Origin of the sequence: Streptomyces sp. DH-12 (assembly GCF_002899455.1) — a bacterium.
Classification (GTDB): domain Bacteria; phylum Actinomycetota; class Actinomycetes; order Streptomycetales; family Streptomycetaceae; genus Streptomyces.
In genome coordinates, this window is record NZ_PPFB01000001.1 from 100,447 (window position 1) to 117,269 (window position 16,823).

A 16,823-nucleotide genomic window follows, 5' to 3' on the forward strand; every position below is an offset into this window, starting at 1 on the left:
CATGATGGCTACCCCCGACAGCAAGCTTGTAGAAGCCCTCCGGTCCTCGCTCAAGGAGACGGAACGCCTGCGTCTGCAGAACCGCAAACTCCTTGACAGTGCCGGCGAGCCCGTCGCGATCGTGGCCATGGCCTGCCGGTTCCCCGGGGGCGCCGACTCCGCCGAGCAGCTCTGGGAACGGGTGGCCGGAGCCGGCGACCGGGACGCCATCGGTGCCTTCCCGACCGACCGCGGCTGGGACCTCGACGCACTCTTCGACCCCGACCCCGAGACTCCCGGCACCTTCTACGCGCGCGAGGCCGGTTTCCTCAAGGACATCGCCGACTTCGACGCCGCCCTCTTCGGCGTGTCGCCGCGTGAGGCAGTCGCCATGGACCCGCAGCAGCGGCTGCTGCTGGAGACCTCCTGGGAGGCGTTCGAACGGGCCGGCCTGGACCCCACGGGCCTGCGCGGCGGGCGCACCGGCGTCTTCGTCGGCACCAACGTCCACGACTACCCCGAGGTGCTGCGCGACGCCTCCGACGAGATCGAGGGCTACGTCGCCACCGGCAACGCCGCGAGCGTCGTCTCCGGCCGCCTTTCCTACGCCTTCGGCCTGGAGGGCCCGGCGGTCACCGTCGACACCGCCTGCTCCTCCTCGTTGGTCGCGCTGCACCTGGCGGCGCAGTCGCTGCGGCAGGGTGAGTGCGATCTCGCCCTCGCGGGCGGCGTCACGGTGATGTCCACTCCTGCCGCCTTCATCGAGTTCAGCCGCCAGCGGGGCCTCGCCGAGGACGGCCGCTGCAAGGCGTTCGCGGGCGCGGCCGACGGCACCGGCTGGTCCGAAGGCATAGGCATGCTCCTCGTCGAACGGCTCTCGGACGCCCGTGCCAAGGGGCACCCCGTCCTGGCCGTCCTGCGCGGCTCGGCGGTCAACCAGGACGGCGCCTCCAACGGCCTGACCGCCCCCAACGGCCCCTCCCAGCAGCGCGTCATTCGCCAGGCCCTGGAGAACGCCCGCCTGAAGCCGTCCGAGGTCGACGCCGTGGAGGCCCACGGCACGGGCACCCGGCTGGGTGACCCGATCGAGGCGCAGGCCCTGCTCGCCACCTACGGGCAGGGACGGGACGCCCAGCGCCCGCTGTGGCTGGGTTCGGTGAAGTCGAACATCGGGCACACGCAGGCCGCCGCCGGTGTGGCGGGGGTCATCAAGATGGTCGAGGCGATGCGCCACGGCGTCCTGCCGAGGACCCTGCACGTGGACGAACCGACGCCACAGGTCGACTGGACCACGGGAGCGGTGTCCCTCCTGGTCGAAGACGTCACCTGGCACCGGGCCGAGGGCCGCCCGCGCCGTGCGGGGGTCTCCTCCTTCGGCATGAGCGGCACCAACGCCCACGTCATCATCGAAGAGGCTCCCGAACTGCGGACCGAACCGGAGGCCTCCGACGCCGGGACCGCCGCGCCGGCGCCCGGAACCGTCCCTTGGGTGCTCTCCGGCCGGACCGAGGCCGCGCTGCGGGCTCAGGCCGCGCGGCTGCTGACGGCGGTTGCGGAAGACCCCGCCTCCCCGGCTGATGTGGGTTTCTCGCTGGCGTCGACGCGTGCGCATCTGCCGCACCGGGCGGTGGTGGTGGGTGATACGCGTGAGGCGCTGCTCGATGGTCTGTCGGCGGTGGCTGAGGGTCGTGGTGCGGCGGGTGTGGTCGAGGGTGCGGCGGGTGAGCCGGGCCGGGTGGCGTTCGTCTTTCCCGGGCAGGGGTCGCAGTGGCAGGGCATGGCCGTGGAACTGCTCGGCTGCTCGCCGGTGTTCGCCGCGCGGATGGCGGAGTGCGGTGAGGCGCTGTCGGCGTTCACCGACTGGTCGCTGGACGACGCCCTGCACGGCCGGGTGGATGTCGGGCGGGTGGACGTGGTCCAGCCGCTGCTGTTCGCCGTGATGGTGTCGCTGGCGGCGGTGTGGGAGGACTGGGGGGTTCGTCCGTCGGCGGTGATCGGTCACTCGCAGGGGGAGATCGCTGCCGCGTGTGTGGCGGGCGCGTTGTCGTTGCGGGACGCCGCGCGTGTGGTGGCGCTGCGGTCGCGGGCGATCGTGGCGCTGGCGGGCAGGGGCGGGATGGTGTCCGTGCCGCTGCCGGTGGACCGGGTGCGTGAGGACCTGGCCGGCTATGAGGGCCGGGTCTCGGTGGCGGCGGTCAACGGCCCGGCCTCGGTGGTGGTCTCCGGCGACGTGCAGGGCCTGGACGAACTGCTCACCCGTTGGACGGAGGGGGGTGTGCGTGCCCGTCGGATCGCGGTGGACTACGCCTCCCACTCCGCCCACGTGGAGGAACTGAAGGACGAACTCCTTCAGGTCCTGTCCCCGATCCGGCCGAGGGCGGGGCGGATACCGGTGTATTCGACGGTGACGGGTCAGGCGGAGGACGGTTCGGGCTTCGACGCCGCGTACTGGTTCACCAACCTGCGTCGGACGGTGGAGTTCGAGACCGCCACCCGCAGTCTCCTCGCCGACGGTTATGGCGTGTTCGTGGAGTCGAGTCCGCATCCGGTGGTGAGTCTGGGGGTGCAGGAGACGATCGAGGACAGCCCGTCCGCTGCCTCGGCCGTCACCGTGGGCTCGCTGCGCCGGAACGACGGCGGTCTGGACCGGATGCTGCTCTCCCTCGCCGAACTCCACGTCCACGGCGTGGTCCCGGACTGGGCGAAGGTCTTCCCGGCCACCGCCCGCCGCGTCGACCTGCCCACCTACGCCTTCCAGCGTGAGCGGTACTGGCCCACGCCCGCTCCTCGTACGGGTGATGTGTCGGCGGCCGGGCTGGTGTCGGCCGAGCATCCGCTGCTCGGGGCGGCGGTGACCTTGGCGGGTGGTGAGGGTGCGCTGCTGACGGGGCGGCTGTCGCTGGAGACGCATCCCTGGCTCGCCGACCACGTCGTGGCCGGGCGCGTCGTCGTCCCCGGCACCGCCCTCCTGGAAATGGCGATCCGGGCAGGTGACGAAGTGGGATGCGGGTACGTGGAGGAGCTGACCCTCGAAGCCCCGCTCGTCCTCCCGGACGCGGACGGTGCGCAGGTCCAGCTCTCCGTCGGTGCCGCGGACGCGTCCGGTCGGCACGCGGTCGCCCTCTGGTCCTCACCGGGAGGCAGCCTCGCCGGCGCCTCCTGGACCCGTCACGCCACCGGCGTCCTCGCATCGGTTCCGGCGCATCCGCACACCGGTGGGGGCAGCGGCCTCGGCCTCGCCTCCGCGGACACGGCCTGGCCGCCTGCCGGAGCCGAGCCGCTCAGCTTGAGTCCCCTCTACGGGGACCCGGGAGAAGGCGGCGACCCGGGTGGTTTCGCCGAAGCCGGACTCGACTACGGGCCGGCCTTCCGCGGACTGTGCGAGGTCTGGCGGCGCGGGGACGACCTCTTCGCCGAGGTGGCCCTTCCGGACGCGGAGGCGGCGGAGGCGACCCGGTTCGGCTTGCACCCCGCCCTCCTGGACGCCGCCCTGCACGCCGTCGCGCTCGGCCGGCCACCCGCCGACGACTCCGACGCCCGGCTGCCCTTCTCGTGGAGCGGGGTGGAGCTGCACGCGTCCGGCGCGACCCGGGTCCGCGTACGCCTGACGCCTCACGGCTCCGACGGCGTCCGCGTCCGCGTGGCCGACCTGATGGGCGAACCCGTGGCCTCCGTGGACACGCTCTCGTTCCGCCCGCTCACCGCCGGGGCCCTGGCCCCGACGGAGGCCGACGCGACGACCCACCTGTGGCAGCTGGAGTGGGAACCCGCCTCCGGTATCACTTTCGAGACCCCCTCCGAAACCGCGCCCGGCACCGTCGGAAACGACGGTCCGATCGGCGTCACGGAGGCGCACCGGTGTCTCCAGGGGGCCGACCCGCTTCCCCCGATCCTGGCCGTACGCACTGACTCCGCCACTGCGCCCGGCCTCCTCCACCAGCACCTTCGTGAGCTCCTCTCCCTCCTCCAGGAATGGCTCACCGACGAACGCCGCGCGCAGACTCCTCTGGTCCTTGTCACCACGGGTGCGCATGGCGGGGGTGTTGCGGTGGCGGATGCGGTGTGGGGGTTGGTGCGGTCGGCGCAGTCGGAGCATCCGGGGCGTTTCGTGTTGGTGGAGGCTGACCGGGAGTTGTCGGCGGCGGAGGTTGCCGGGGTGGTGGCTTCGGGTGAGCCGCAGGTGTGGGTGCGGGGTGGGGAGGTGCGGGTTCCTCGTCTGGCGCGGGTGCGGGGTGGGGGCGGGTCCGGTCGGGTGCCGGTGTTCTCGGGTCGTGGTGTGGTGTTGGTGACGGGTGGGACGGGGGTTTTGGGTGGTGTGGTGGCGCGGCATCTGGTGGCGGTGCACGGGGTGCGTCGTCTGGTGCTGACGAGTCGTCGGGGTGCGGCGGCTGAGGGTGCGGAGGTGTTGCGGGAGGAGTTGCTGGGGCTGGGGGCTGCCGAGGTGGCGGTGGTGGCCTGTGATGTGGCTGATCGTGGTGCGGTGGCCGGGCTGCTGGATGTGTTTGCGGTGTCGGCGGTGGTGCATGCCGCGGGTGTGCTGGATGACGGTGTGGTGGAGTCGGTGACCGCGGAGCGGTTGTCGGCGGTGTTGCGGCCGAAGGTGGACGGGGCGTGGTGGCTGCATGAGCTGACGGTCGAGCGGGGTGTCGAGCTGGACGCCTTCGTGTTGTTCTCGGCGGCTGCGGGTGTGTTCGGGAATGCGGGTCAGGGTGCGTATGCAGCGGCCAACGCGGTGCTGGACGGGCTGGCGCTTCACCGGCGTTCGCTGGGGTTGGCCGGGCAGTCGCTGGCGTGGGGGCTGTGGGCCGAGGCCAGCGGGATGACCGGCCACCTCGATGTCGCTGACCACCGCAGACTCTCGCGTTCCGGTTCTGCCGCGCTCAGTACCGAAGAGGCGCTGCGGGCGTTCGACACCGCCCTCGGCCACGCCGCACCGCTGCTCCTCCCCGTCCACCTGGACCTGGGACACGTACGGGCGCGGGCCCGCGAGAGCGGAGTCCCTCCGCTGCTCCGCGGTCTCGTCGCCCCGCCCCGGCGCCGTTCCCTCGCCACCGCGGAAGGGACGTCGGGGACCACCGGAGAGGGCTGGGCGGCACTGCCCGCCGCCGAGCGGGAGCACGTCATCCTCACGGCCGTACGCGACCACGTCGCCTCCGTCCTCGGGCACGCCGACCGCGAGGCGGTCGACGTGCGCCGCCCCTTCAAGGATTTCGGCTTCGACTCCCTCACCGCCGTCGAGCTGCGCAATCGCCTGACCAACGCCTCCGGCCTCCGCCTCCCCGCCACCCTCGTCTTCGACCACCCCACCCCTGCAGCCCTGGCAGAGCACCTGTCACGGATGCTCGCCCGGGAACCGGGCCATCTGCCGTCCGACCAGACCGAGGCCGCCCCCGCCGTGGCAGCACACGCCGAGGAGCCCGTGGCGATCGTCGGCATGAGCTGCCGCTACCCCGGCGGCGTGCGGTCACCCCAGCAACTGTGGGAGCTGGTGGCGCAGGGCGGTGACGCGATCTCCGTCCTTCCCGGCGACCGGGGCTGGGACATAGACGGGATGTACGACCCCGACGCCGACCGGGCGGGCGCCTTCTACACCCGCGAGGGCGGCTTCCTCCACGAGGTCGCCGACTTCGACGCGGAGCTGTTCGGGATCTCGCCGCGTGAGGCGCTGGCGATGGACCCGCAGCAGCGGCTGCTGCTGGAGACCTCCTGGGAGGCGTTCGAGCGTGCGGGCATTGCCCCCGGCGCTCTGCGTGGCACCCGGACCGGTGTCTTCGCCGGGGTGATGTACCAGGACTACGCCACCCGGCTGGCCTCGGTGCCGGAGGGCGTCGAGGGACACCTCGGCACCGGCAACTCGGGAAGCGTGGTCTCCGGACGTGTCGCCTACACCTTCGGCCTGGAAGGTCCGGCGGTCACCGTCGACACGGCCTGTTCCTCCTCGCTCGTGGCGCTGCACCTGGCGGCGCAGTCGCTCCGGACCGGCGAGTGCGAGATGGCTCTCGCCGGCGGGGTGACCGTGATGTCCACCCCCGGGCTGCTGGTGGAGTTCAGCCGGCAGCGCGGGCTCGCCGAGGACGGCCGCTGCAAGGCGTTCGCGGGTGCCGCCGACGGCACCGGCTTCGGTGAGGGCGTGGGCATGCTCGTGCTGGAGCGTCTTTCGGACGCGGAGCGCAACGGTCATGAGGTGCTGGCCGTCATCCGGGGCAGCGCGGTCAACCAGGACGGTGCCTCCAACGGGCTGACGGCGCCGAACGGGCCGGCCCAGCAGCGCGTCATCCGCCAGGCCCTCGCCAACGCCCGTCTCACACCCTCGGACGTGGACGCGGTGGAGGCGCACGGCACCGGTACGAAGCTGGGTGACCCGATCGAGGCGCAGGCCCTGCTGGCCACCTACGGGCAGGACCGTGACCCCGACCGGCCGCTGTGGCTGGGTTCGGTGAAGTCCAACATCGGGCACACCCAGGCCGCCGCCGGTGTGGCGGGGGTCATCAAGATGGTCGAGGCGATGCGCCACGGCGAGTTGCCGCGCACGTTGCACGTGGACGAACCGACCCCGCAGGTCGACTGGAGCGAGGGTGCGGTCGAACTGCTCACCGAGGAGCGGGAGTGGTCCGCTGCGGGCCGTCCCCGGCGGGCGGGCGTCTCCTCCTTCGGCGTCAGCGGCACCAACGCCCACGTCATCCTGGAACAGGGCCCGGAGGAACCGGAGCCCACCGACGCTCCCGCGCCCGACGGTCTGCCCGTGCCGTGGGCTCTCTCCGGCAAGTCGGTGGAGGCCCTGCGTGCTCAAGCGGCCAGGCTGCTGGGCGCGTTGACCGATGAGCCGGTGGCCGATGTGGGCTTCTCGCTGGCGACGACGCGTGCGCATCTGCCGCACCGGGCGGTGGTGGTCGGCGATACGCGTGAGGCGCTGCTCGATGGTCTGTCGGCGGTGGCTGAGGGTCGTGGTGCGGCAGGTGTGGTCGAGGGTGCGGCGGGTGAGCCGGGCCGGGTGGCGTTCGTGTTCCCCGGGCAGGGGTCGCAGTGGCAGGGCATGGCCGTGGAACTGCTCGGCTGCTCGCCGGTGTTCGCCGCGCGGATGGCGGAGTGCGGTGAGGCGCTGTCGGCGTTCACCGACTGGTCACTGGACGACGCCCTGCACGGCCGGGTGGACACCGAGCGGGTGGACGTGGTCCAGCCACTGCTGTTCGCCGTGATGGTGTCGCTGGCGGCGGTGTGGGAGGACTGGGGGGTGCGCCCCTCGGCGGTGATCGGTCACTCGCAGGGGGAGATCGCCGCCGCGTGTGTGGCGGGCGCGTTGTCGTTGCGGGACGCCGCGCGTGTGGTGGCGCTGCGGTCGCGGGCGATCGTGGCACTGGCGGGGCGCGGTGGCATGGTGTCCGTGCCGCTGCCGGTGGACCGGGTGCGTGAGGACCTGGCCGGCTACGAGGGCCGGGTCTCGGTCGCGGCGGTCAACGGCCCGGCCTCCGTGGTGGTCTCCGGCGACGTGCAGGGCCTGGACGCTCTCATGGCGCACTGGACGGAGGGGGGTGTGCGTGCCCGTCGGATCGCGGTGGACTACGCCTCCCACTCCGCCCACGTGGAGGAGTTGAAGGACGAACTCCTTCAGGTGCTGTCCCCCATCGAGCCGAGAGCCGGGCGGATACCGGTGTATTCGACGGTGACGGGTCAGGCGGAGGACGGTTCGGGCTTCGACGCCGCGCACTGGTTCACCAACCTGCGTCGGACGGTGGAGTTCGAGACCGCCACCCGCAGTCTCCTCGCCGACGGTTATGGCGTGTTCGTGGAGTCGAGTCCGCATCCGGTGGTGAGTCTGGGGGTGCAGGAGACGATCGAGGACAGCCCGTCCGCTGCCTCGGCCGTCACCGTGGGGTCGCTGCGCCGGAACGACGGCGGTCTGGACCGGATGCTGCTCTCCCTCGCCGAACTCCACGTCCACGGCGTGGTCCCGGACTGGGCGAGGGTCTTCCCGGCCGCCGCCCGCCGCGTCGACCTGCCCACCTACGCCTTCCAACACCGTCGCTACTGGCTGGAGTCGGGCCCGGTCGACGGCTCCGACCTCGCGGGCGGTGACACCGGCCGCTCCGTCGACGCCCGCTTCTGGGAGGCCGTCGAGCGGGAGGACCTCGAAGCACTCGCGGGTGCGCTCGCCGTCGAGGACGAAGACGCGCTGACAACCCTCCAGGAGGCACTGCCCCTGCTCTCCTCCTGGCGCGACCGCCAGGACCAGGAGGCCACGGTCGACTCCTGGCGGTACCGGGTGGTCTGGCGCCCGCACCGGGACACCACCGGCCCCGCCGCCGACCCGCGCCCCTGGCTGGTCCTCGTACCGGACGCTCCGGACAGCCAGGGTCCGGCTCCCGCCGCCGAGGACCCTTGGGTGCGCGCCGTGCTCGGTGCCCTCACCGCCACCGGACGAGAAGTCACCGTCCTGCCCTTGTCGCCCGGGGACGCCCGGCGGGAGCTGATCGCCGACCGGATCGCGCGGGCGCTCGCCCCGGCGCCCGGCGCCGAAGAGCCTGGCGATGCCGCTGAACCCTTGTACGCAGGTGTCCTCTCCCTCCTCTCCGCCGCGCCGGACGCCCACCCCGAGCACACCACGCTCTCGACCGGACTCGCCCTGACCCTCGCGGCTGTCCAGGCCCTCTGCGATCTCGCCCCCACGGCTTCGACCCCGATGCGGCTGTGGGCTGCGACCCGGGGCGCGGTCTCCGTCTCCCCCTCCGACCCGGTACGCGCTGCCGAGCAGGCCCAGTACTGGGGCCTCGGCAAGGTCGCCGCCCTGGAACAGCCCGCCGTCTGGGGCGGCCTGGTCGACCTGCCGGACGACCCGGCGCACCTGGACGCCCGGGCGGGCGAGAGGCTCGCCCAGGCGCTCGCCGGCGGGGGCGAGGAGGACCAGTTCGCCCTGCGGGGGGCCGGGCTCTTCGTACCCCGGCTGGTGCGCACCGCGCGTCCGGCCGGGCCCCGGACGCGCTGGCGTCCACGCGGCACCGTCCTGGTCACCGGCGGCACCGGCGCCCTCGGCCCCCACGTGGCCCGCTGGCTCGCCCACAACGGTGCGGACCACCTCGTCTTCACCACGCGCGGTGGCAGCGACGTGGCCGGAGCCCGCGAACTGAGCGCCGAACTCACCCCCCTCGGCACCGAACTGACCTTTGCGCACTGCGACGTGACCGACCGCGCGGCGGTCCGCTCCCTGGTCGATGGCCTCGCCGACCGGGGCACCCCCGTCCGGACGGTGATCCACGCAGCCGCCCTGATCAAGCTGGACCCGGTCGCCACCGGGACCCTCACCGACTTCGACGACGTGATGCACGCCAAGGTCGAAGGCGCCCGCATCCTCGACGAGATCTTCGCGGAGGACACCCTCGATGCCTTCGTCCTCTTCTCCTCCATCGCGGGGGTCTGGGGCAGCGGCGACCACGGCGCCTACGCCGCCGCCAACGCCCACCTCGACGCCCTCGCCCAGCAGCGCCGGGCCCGGGGCCTGACCGGCACCTCCATCGCCTGGGGCGTGTGGGCGGCGGTCAACGAGTGGAACGACGAGCACGTCCACGAAGGCGTCGACCCGGAGCGGGTACGCCGCCAGGGCCTGCCCTTCCTCGACCCGCAGCTCGCGGTCCTCGGCATGCAGCAGAGCCTCGACGACGACGAGGAGTTCGTCGCTGTCGCGGACGTGGCCTGGGACCGGTTCGTCCCCGTCTTCACCTCCGTCCGCCCCAGCCCCTTCCTCACCGAGGTCCCCGAGGTACGGGCCCTCGCCGAGGCCGAGCGGCGCGGCGCCGACCAGACCGACGGGCGGACCGGCCCCGCCTCCGAATTCGTTCGGAGGCTCGCCGCGCTCCCCGCCGAGGAACGCCACCGCGCCGTCCTCGACGCGGTCCGCGCCCACACAGCCACCGCCCTCGGCCACGACTCCGCCGAGGACGTCGGGCCCCGGCGCGCCTTCCGTGAGGCCGGACTGGACTCCCTCACCGCCGTGGACCTGCGCAACCGCCTCAACAAGGCGACCGGGCTCCGGCTCCCCGCGACCGTCGTCTACGACCATCCGACCCCCCTGGCCCTCGCCGCCTCCGTCGAGCGGGAGCTCTTCGGCAACCCCGACGCCACCGCCCCCGCCACGGACGCGGCGTCGGTGACCGGCACCCCGGCCGAGGACGAACCGCTCGCCATCGTCGGCATGAGCTGCCGCTACCCGGGCGGCATCACCGCCCCTGAGGACCTGTGGCGGCTCGTCGCCGACCGCGGTGACGCCATCACCCCCTTCCCCGAGGACCGAGGCTGGGACGTCGACGCCCTCTTCGACCCGGACCCCGACCACCCCGGCACCAGCTACGTCCGCGAAGGCGGCTTCCTGGAGCGCCTCGCCGACTTCGACCCCGACTTCTTCGGGATCTCTCCGCGCGAGGCGGCGGCCCTCGACCCCCACCAGCGGCTCCTGCTGGAAACCTCCTGGGAGGCGGTGGAGCGCGCGGGCATCGCCCCCGACGCCCTGCGCGGCAGCCGCACCGGTGTCTTCGCAGGGGCCAACTACCAGGACTACGGCGGACGTCTGCGCGGCAGCGAGGACGTCTCCGAGGGACACCTGCTGGTCGGCACCGCCTCCAGTGTGGTCTCCGGCCGCATCGCCTACACGCTCGGCCTCGAAGGCCCCGCCGTCACCGTCGACACGGCCTGTTCCTCCTCGCTGGTCGCCCTGCACCTGGCGGCGCAGTCGCTGCGCACCGGCGAGTGCGACATGGCGCTCGCGGGCGGGGTGGCGGTCATGTCCACTCCCGGAGCCTTCATCGGCTTCAGCCGTCAGCGGGGCCTCGCCGAGGACGCCAGGTGCAAGGCGTTCTCGACGGACGCGGACGGCATGTCCCTAGCCGAGGGCGTCGGCGTCCTCGTCCTGGAACGTCTTTCCGACGCCCGCGCCAAGGGCCACACCGTACTGGCGGTCCTGCGCGGCTCGGCGATGAACCAGGATGGCGCCTCCAACGGGCTGACCGCCCCGAACGGTCCGGCTCAGCAGCGCGTCATCCGCCAGGCCCTCGCCAACGCCCGCCTCACCCCGGCCGAGGTCGACGTGGTCGAGGCGCACGGCACCGGCACCAAGCTGGGTGACCCGATCGAGGCGCAGGCGCTGCTGGCCACCTACGGGCAGGACCGTGACCCGGACCGGCCGCTGTGGCTGGGTTCGGTGAAGTCCAACATCGGGCACACCCAGGCCGCCTCGGGCCTGGCCGGTGTCATCAAGACCGTCATGGCCATGCGCCACGGCGTCCTCCCCGCCACCCTTCACGCCGCCGAGCCGACCCCGCACGTCGACTGGTCCGCGGGCGCGGTCAGTCTCCTGACCGAGTCCCGGGCGTGGCCCGAGACCGGAGCGCCGCGCAGGGCGGGTGTCTCCTCCTTCGGCATGAGTGGTACCAACGTCCACGTCCTCCTGGAACAGGCCCCCGAACCGGAGCCGTCCGAGCCGGCGGTACCGACCCGCTCCACCGGATCCTCCGACGAGACCGCCGCCGGGACCGAGGCCGCTACCGTGCCGTGGGTCGTCTCCGGCAAGTCGTCCGAGGCATTGCGCGCCCAGGCTGCCCGCCTGCTGACCGCCCTCGCCGATGAGTCCCCGGCTGATGTGGGTTTCTCGCTGGCGTCGACGCGTGCGCATCTGCCGCATCGGGCGGTGGTGGTGGGTGATACGCGGGCTGGACTGCTGGACGCCTTGTCGGCGGTGGCTGAGGGTCGTGGTGCGGCGGGTGTGGTCGAGGGTGTGGCGGGTGAGCCGGGCCGGGTGGCGTTCGTCTTTCCCGGGCAGGGGTCGCAGTGGCAGGGCATGGCCGTGGAACTGCTCGGCTGCTCGCCGGTGTTCGCCGCGCGGATGGCGGAGTGCGGTGAGGCGCTGTCGGCGTTCACCGACTGGTCGCTGGAGGACGCCCTGCACGGCCGGGTGGATGTCGGGCGGGTGGATGTGGTCCAGCCGCTGCTGTTCGCGGTGATGGTGTCGCTGGCGGCGGTGTGGGAGGACTGGGGGGTGCGTCCGTCGGCGGTGATCGGTCACTCGCAGGGGGAGATCGCCGCCGCGTGTGTGGCGGGCGCGTTGTCGTTGCGGGACGCGGCGCGTGTGGTGGCGTTGCGGTCGCGGGCGATCGTGGCGCTGGCGGGCAGGGGCGGGATGGTGTCCGTGCCGCTGCCGGTGGACCGGGTGCGTGAGGACCTGGCCGGCTATGAGGGCCGGGTGTCGGTCGCGGCGGTCAACGGCCCGGCCTCGGTGGTGGTCTCCGGCGACGTGCAGGGCCTGGACGAGCTGCTGGGCCGTTGGACGGAGGGGGGTGTGCGTGCTCGTCGGATCGCGGTGGACTACGCCTCTCACTCCGCCCAGGTGGAGGAGCTGCGTGACGAGCTCCTTCAGGTGCTGTCCCCGATCGAGCCGAGGGCGGGGCGTGTTCCGGTGTATTCGACGGTGACGGGTGTGGCGGAGGACGGTTCGGGCTTCGACGCCGTGTACTGGTTCACCAACCTGCGTCGGACGGTGGAGTTCGAGACCGCCACCCGCAGTCTCCTCGCCGACGGTTATGGCGTGTTCGTGGAGTCGAGTCCGCATCCGGTGGTGAGTCTGGGGGTGCAGGAGACGATCGAGGACAGCCCGTCCGCTGCCTCGGCCGTCACCGTGGGGTCGCTGCGCCGGAACGACGGCGGTCTGGACCGGATGCTGCTCTCCCTCGCCGAACTCCACGTCCACGGCGTGGCTCCGGACTGGGCGAGGGTCTTCCCGGCCACCGCCCGCCGCGTCGACCTGCCCACCTACGCCTTCCAACACCAGCGCTACTGGCTGGAGCCCGACCCCGCTCCGCAGGGCGAGGTCTCCTCGGTCGGACTGGCGGCGGCGGGCCATCCTCTGCTCGGGGCCGCGGTGACGTTGGCCGGCGGGGAGGGGGCGCTCCTCACCGGGCGGCTGGCCTTGGACACGCACCCCTGGCTCGCCGACCATGCCCTCTCCGGCGTGGCGCTGATGCCCGGTACCGGCCTGCTGGAGCTGGCACTGCGCGCCGGGGACCAGGTGGGCCGACGCCACGTGGAGGAACTGACCCTCGAAGCCCCCATGGTGCTGCCCGAGCAGGGCGGCCTCCAGGTCCAGGTCTCCGTCGGGGAGCCGGACGCCTCCGGGCGGGCCGCGCTGGACATCCACACGCGGGGCGAGGACGCGGCCGACGACACCCCGTGGACCCGCCACGCCACCGGCACCCTCCTGCCGGAACCGCCCGTCCGGGAGCCCGAGGAGGGCACCGGGCCCGACGCCCAGTGGCCCCCGGAGGGAGCCGTACCGGTCGACACCACGGAGCTCTACGCACGCTTCGCCGACCACGGCTTCTCCTACGGCCCCGTCTTCCACGGACTGCGGGCCGCCTGGACCCACGGCGACCGCCTCTACGCCGAGGTGGGGCTGACGGGTGAGGCGCACGCGCAGGCCGGAGCCTTCTCCCTGCACCCGGCGCTCCTCGACGCCGCCCTCCACGCCCCGCTCGCCGTCGCCGTCGCCGAGGCGGAGGAGCAGGACGACGGCGGCAGCGTCGGCGGGCTCCCCTTCTCCTGGACCGGGGTGTCGCTCCACGCCACCGGCGCCACCGCGCTGCGTGTGGAGATGGCACCCACCGGCCAGGACGCGATGTCACTGGCCGTCGCCGACGCGGCGGGCAGCCCCGTCCTGCGGGTGGCCTCACTGGTCTCCCGCCCGATGACGGAGGCCGGGATCGGCGCCCCCACGACGGCGGGGCAGGAGAACCTCTTCGTCGTCGACTGGACCGAGCTGCCGCTCGCCGCCGCAGCGCCCCACCACCGCGTGGCCGTGCTCGGCGAGCAGGCCCGCGCGGTGGCGACCGCCCTCGGCGACTCGGGCGTGGACGCGCACGTCCACGCCGACCTCGACTCCCTCGCGGCCGTCCACGCGGAGAGCGGCGGGGGACTCCCCGCGTACGTCCTCCTCCCGGTCGGTCATGTGGCCGACGAACCGGGGGCCGCCGTGCTTCCCACAGCCCAGGACGGTCTCGCCGACCGGACCCGGGACGCCGCGGCGAGTGCCCTGCGGGCCGTCCAGGAGTGGCTCGCCGACGACCGGTTCGCCGACTCCCGGCTCGTCCTGGTCACCCGGCGGGCCGTCCCCGCGTGCGACGACGTCCACGACCTCGCCCACGCCCCCCTGCTGGGTCTGGTGCGCTCCGCCCAGGCCGAGCACCCGGACCGGTTCCTCCTCCTCGACATCGACACACCGGCGAACGCCGCCGCGCTCGTCCCGCACGCCCTCACCGCCGCCTCCGAAGCCGGTGAGCCCGTACTCGCCGTACGGAACGACGTCCTCAAGGCGCCGCGCCTGGCCAGGGCCGCCGCCGGCACCCGCGCCCTGGCGCCCCCCGCGTCCGCGTCCGCCTGGCGGCTGGACACGGACGGCGGCACGCTCGAACACCTCCGGCTCGTCGCGGCCCCCGAAGCGGCGGAGCCCCTGGCCCCCTCCACCGTCCGCGTCGCGGTACGCGCCGCCGGGATCAACTTCCGCGACGCCCTCCTCGCGCTGGGCATGTACCCGGACGAGGCCACCCTCGGAGGCGAGGGCGCGGGCGTCGTCACCGAGGTCGGGCCCGGCGTGACCGGCCTCGCCGTGGGCGACCGGGTCTTCGGCATGTTCGCCGGGGCCTTCGGCACGACCGCCGTCGCCGAGGCCGGACTCGTCGCGCGGATGCCGGACCACTGGAGCTTCGCCCAGGCCGCCGCCGTCCCCGCGGTCTTCCTCACCGCGTACTACGCTCTCCACGACCTCGCCCAGGTGCGCGCGGGCGAATCCCTGCTCGTCCACTCGGCGGCGGGCGGCGTCGGCATGGCCGCGGTCCAACTCGCCCGCCACTGGGGCGTGGAGGTCTACGGCACCGCCGGACCCGCGAAGTGGGACGCGGTCCGCGCCCTCGGCGTCGCCGACGACCACCTCGCTTCCTCCCGCACCCTCGACTTCGAGGAGCTGTTCCGGCAGAGAACCGGCGGACGCGGCGTCGACGTCGTCCTCAACTCCCTGGCCGGGGAGTACGCGGACGCCTCCCTGCGCCTGCTCGGCGAGGACACGACCGGCCCGGTCGGGTCCCGGCGGTTCGTGGAGATGGGCAAGACCGACGTCCGCGACGCCGCCGAGATCGCCCGGAACAGCCCCCACATCCGCTACCGCGCCTTCGACATCATCGAGGCCGGGCCCGAGCGGATCTCCGCCATCCTGAGCGACATCCTCGACCTCTTCCGCCAGGGCGTCCTCACCCACCTGCCCACCGCCGTCTGGGACATCCGGCACGCCCCCGCGGCGTTCCGCCACGTCAGCCAGGCCCGGCACATCGGCAAGGTCGTCCTCACCCTCCCCGCTGCCGCCGACCCGGACGGCACCGTCCTGATCACCGGCGGCACCGGCGTCCTGGGCCGGCTCGTGGCACGCCACCTCGTCACCACCCGCGGCGCCCGCCGACTGGTCCTCGCCTCCCGCGGCGGCCCGCGCGCCGAAGGCGCCACCGCCTTCGCCGAGGAACTGCGCGCCCTCGGGGCCCACGTCGTCCTGGAGGCGTGCGACACCTCCGAACGCGAGGCCGTGGCGCGGCTCCTCGCCCGGATACCGGCCGCACACCCGCTCACCGCCGTCTACCACGCGGCCGGCGTCCTCGACGACGCCACGATCACCACCCTCACGCCCGGCCACCTGGAACGGGTCCTGCGCGCCAAGGCCGACTCGGCGCTCCACCTGCACGAACTGACCGCCCGCCACCACCCGGACCTCGCCGAGTTCGTCCTCTTCTCCGCCGCCGGGGCGACCCTGGGCAGCGCGGGACAGGGCAACTACGCCGCCGCCAACACCTTCCTCGACGCCCTCGCCCGGCACCGCCGCGCCCGCGGCCTCGCCGGACAGTCACTGGCCTGGGGGCTGTGGTCCGAGGCCAGCGGCCTGACCGCACACCTCGCCGACGCCGACCTGACCCGGCTCGGCCGCGGCGGTGTCCTCGGCCTCGCCACCCGCCAGGCGCTGGACCTGCTGGACCTCTCGGCGCACGCCGGCGAGCCCCACCTCGTCCCCGTACGACTCGACCTCACCGCCCTGCGCCGCGCCGAGACCACCCCCGCGCTCCTCCGCGGCCTGGTCCGCGGCACCGCGCTGCGCCGTGCCGCAGCCGCCCCGGGCACCCCCGGAGCGGCCGGTCTCACCGCCGCCCAGCGGCTGGCCGCCGCACCGGCCGCCGACCGGCCGAGGCTCCTCCTCGACCTCGTCCTGGAGAACGTCGCCACCGTCCTCGGCTTCGCGGGCGGATCGGCCGTCGACCCCGACCGACCCTTCAAGGAGATGGGGTTCGACTCGCTCACCGCGGTCGAGCTGCGCAACCGGATGAACATCGCCACCGGCCTGCGCCTCCCGGCCACCCTGGTCTTCGACCACCCGGCCCCCGGGGCGCTCGCCGACCACCTCCTCACCGAACTCTTCGGCGAGGAGGAGACCCCGACGGCACCCCTGCTCACCGAACTCGACCGGCTCGAATCGGTCCTCGGCTCCCTCTCCTCGGGCCACCTGGCCCTCCCCGACCTCGGTCCCGACGACCGGGAGGACATCACCTCCCGCATCAGAGGACTTCTCCACACCTGGAACCGGGCCCTGACGGACCCGGGCGCCGCACCAGCCGGTACGGCACCCGGCGGACGCGGGGACGAGGCCGGTGCCCCTGACAGCCTGGGCGGCAGTGCCCTGGCGGGAGGCGCAACCGCCGTCACCGAGCAACTCGGTGCGGCCAGCGACGACGAGATCTTCGACTTCATCGACAAGCGGTTCGGCGGTGCGTGACCGGCCG

Annotated in this window: 1 protein-coding gene; it reads left to right on the plus strand. The window is 73.7% G+C overall.

The window, feature by feature from the left end; genetic code table 11:
• The first annotated feature begins 4 nt into the window (after positions 1-4).
• A complete protein-coding gene (locus C1708_RS34210) occupies positions 5-16,816 on the plus strand; it encodes a type I polyketide synthase (RefSeq protein WP_198602354.1) in 16,812 nt (5,603 codons plus the stop codon).
• Positions 16,817-16,823: the final 7 nt, after the last annotated feature.

Excerpts from the sequence above, each read along its gene's own strand:
- C1708_RS34210 (WP_198602354.1), top strand. The coding sequence starts at position 5 with ATGGCTACCCCCGACAGCAAGCTTGTAGAAGCCCTCCGGTCCTCGCTC.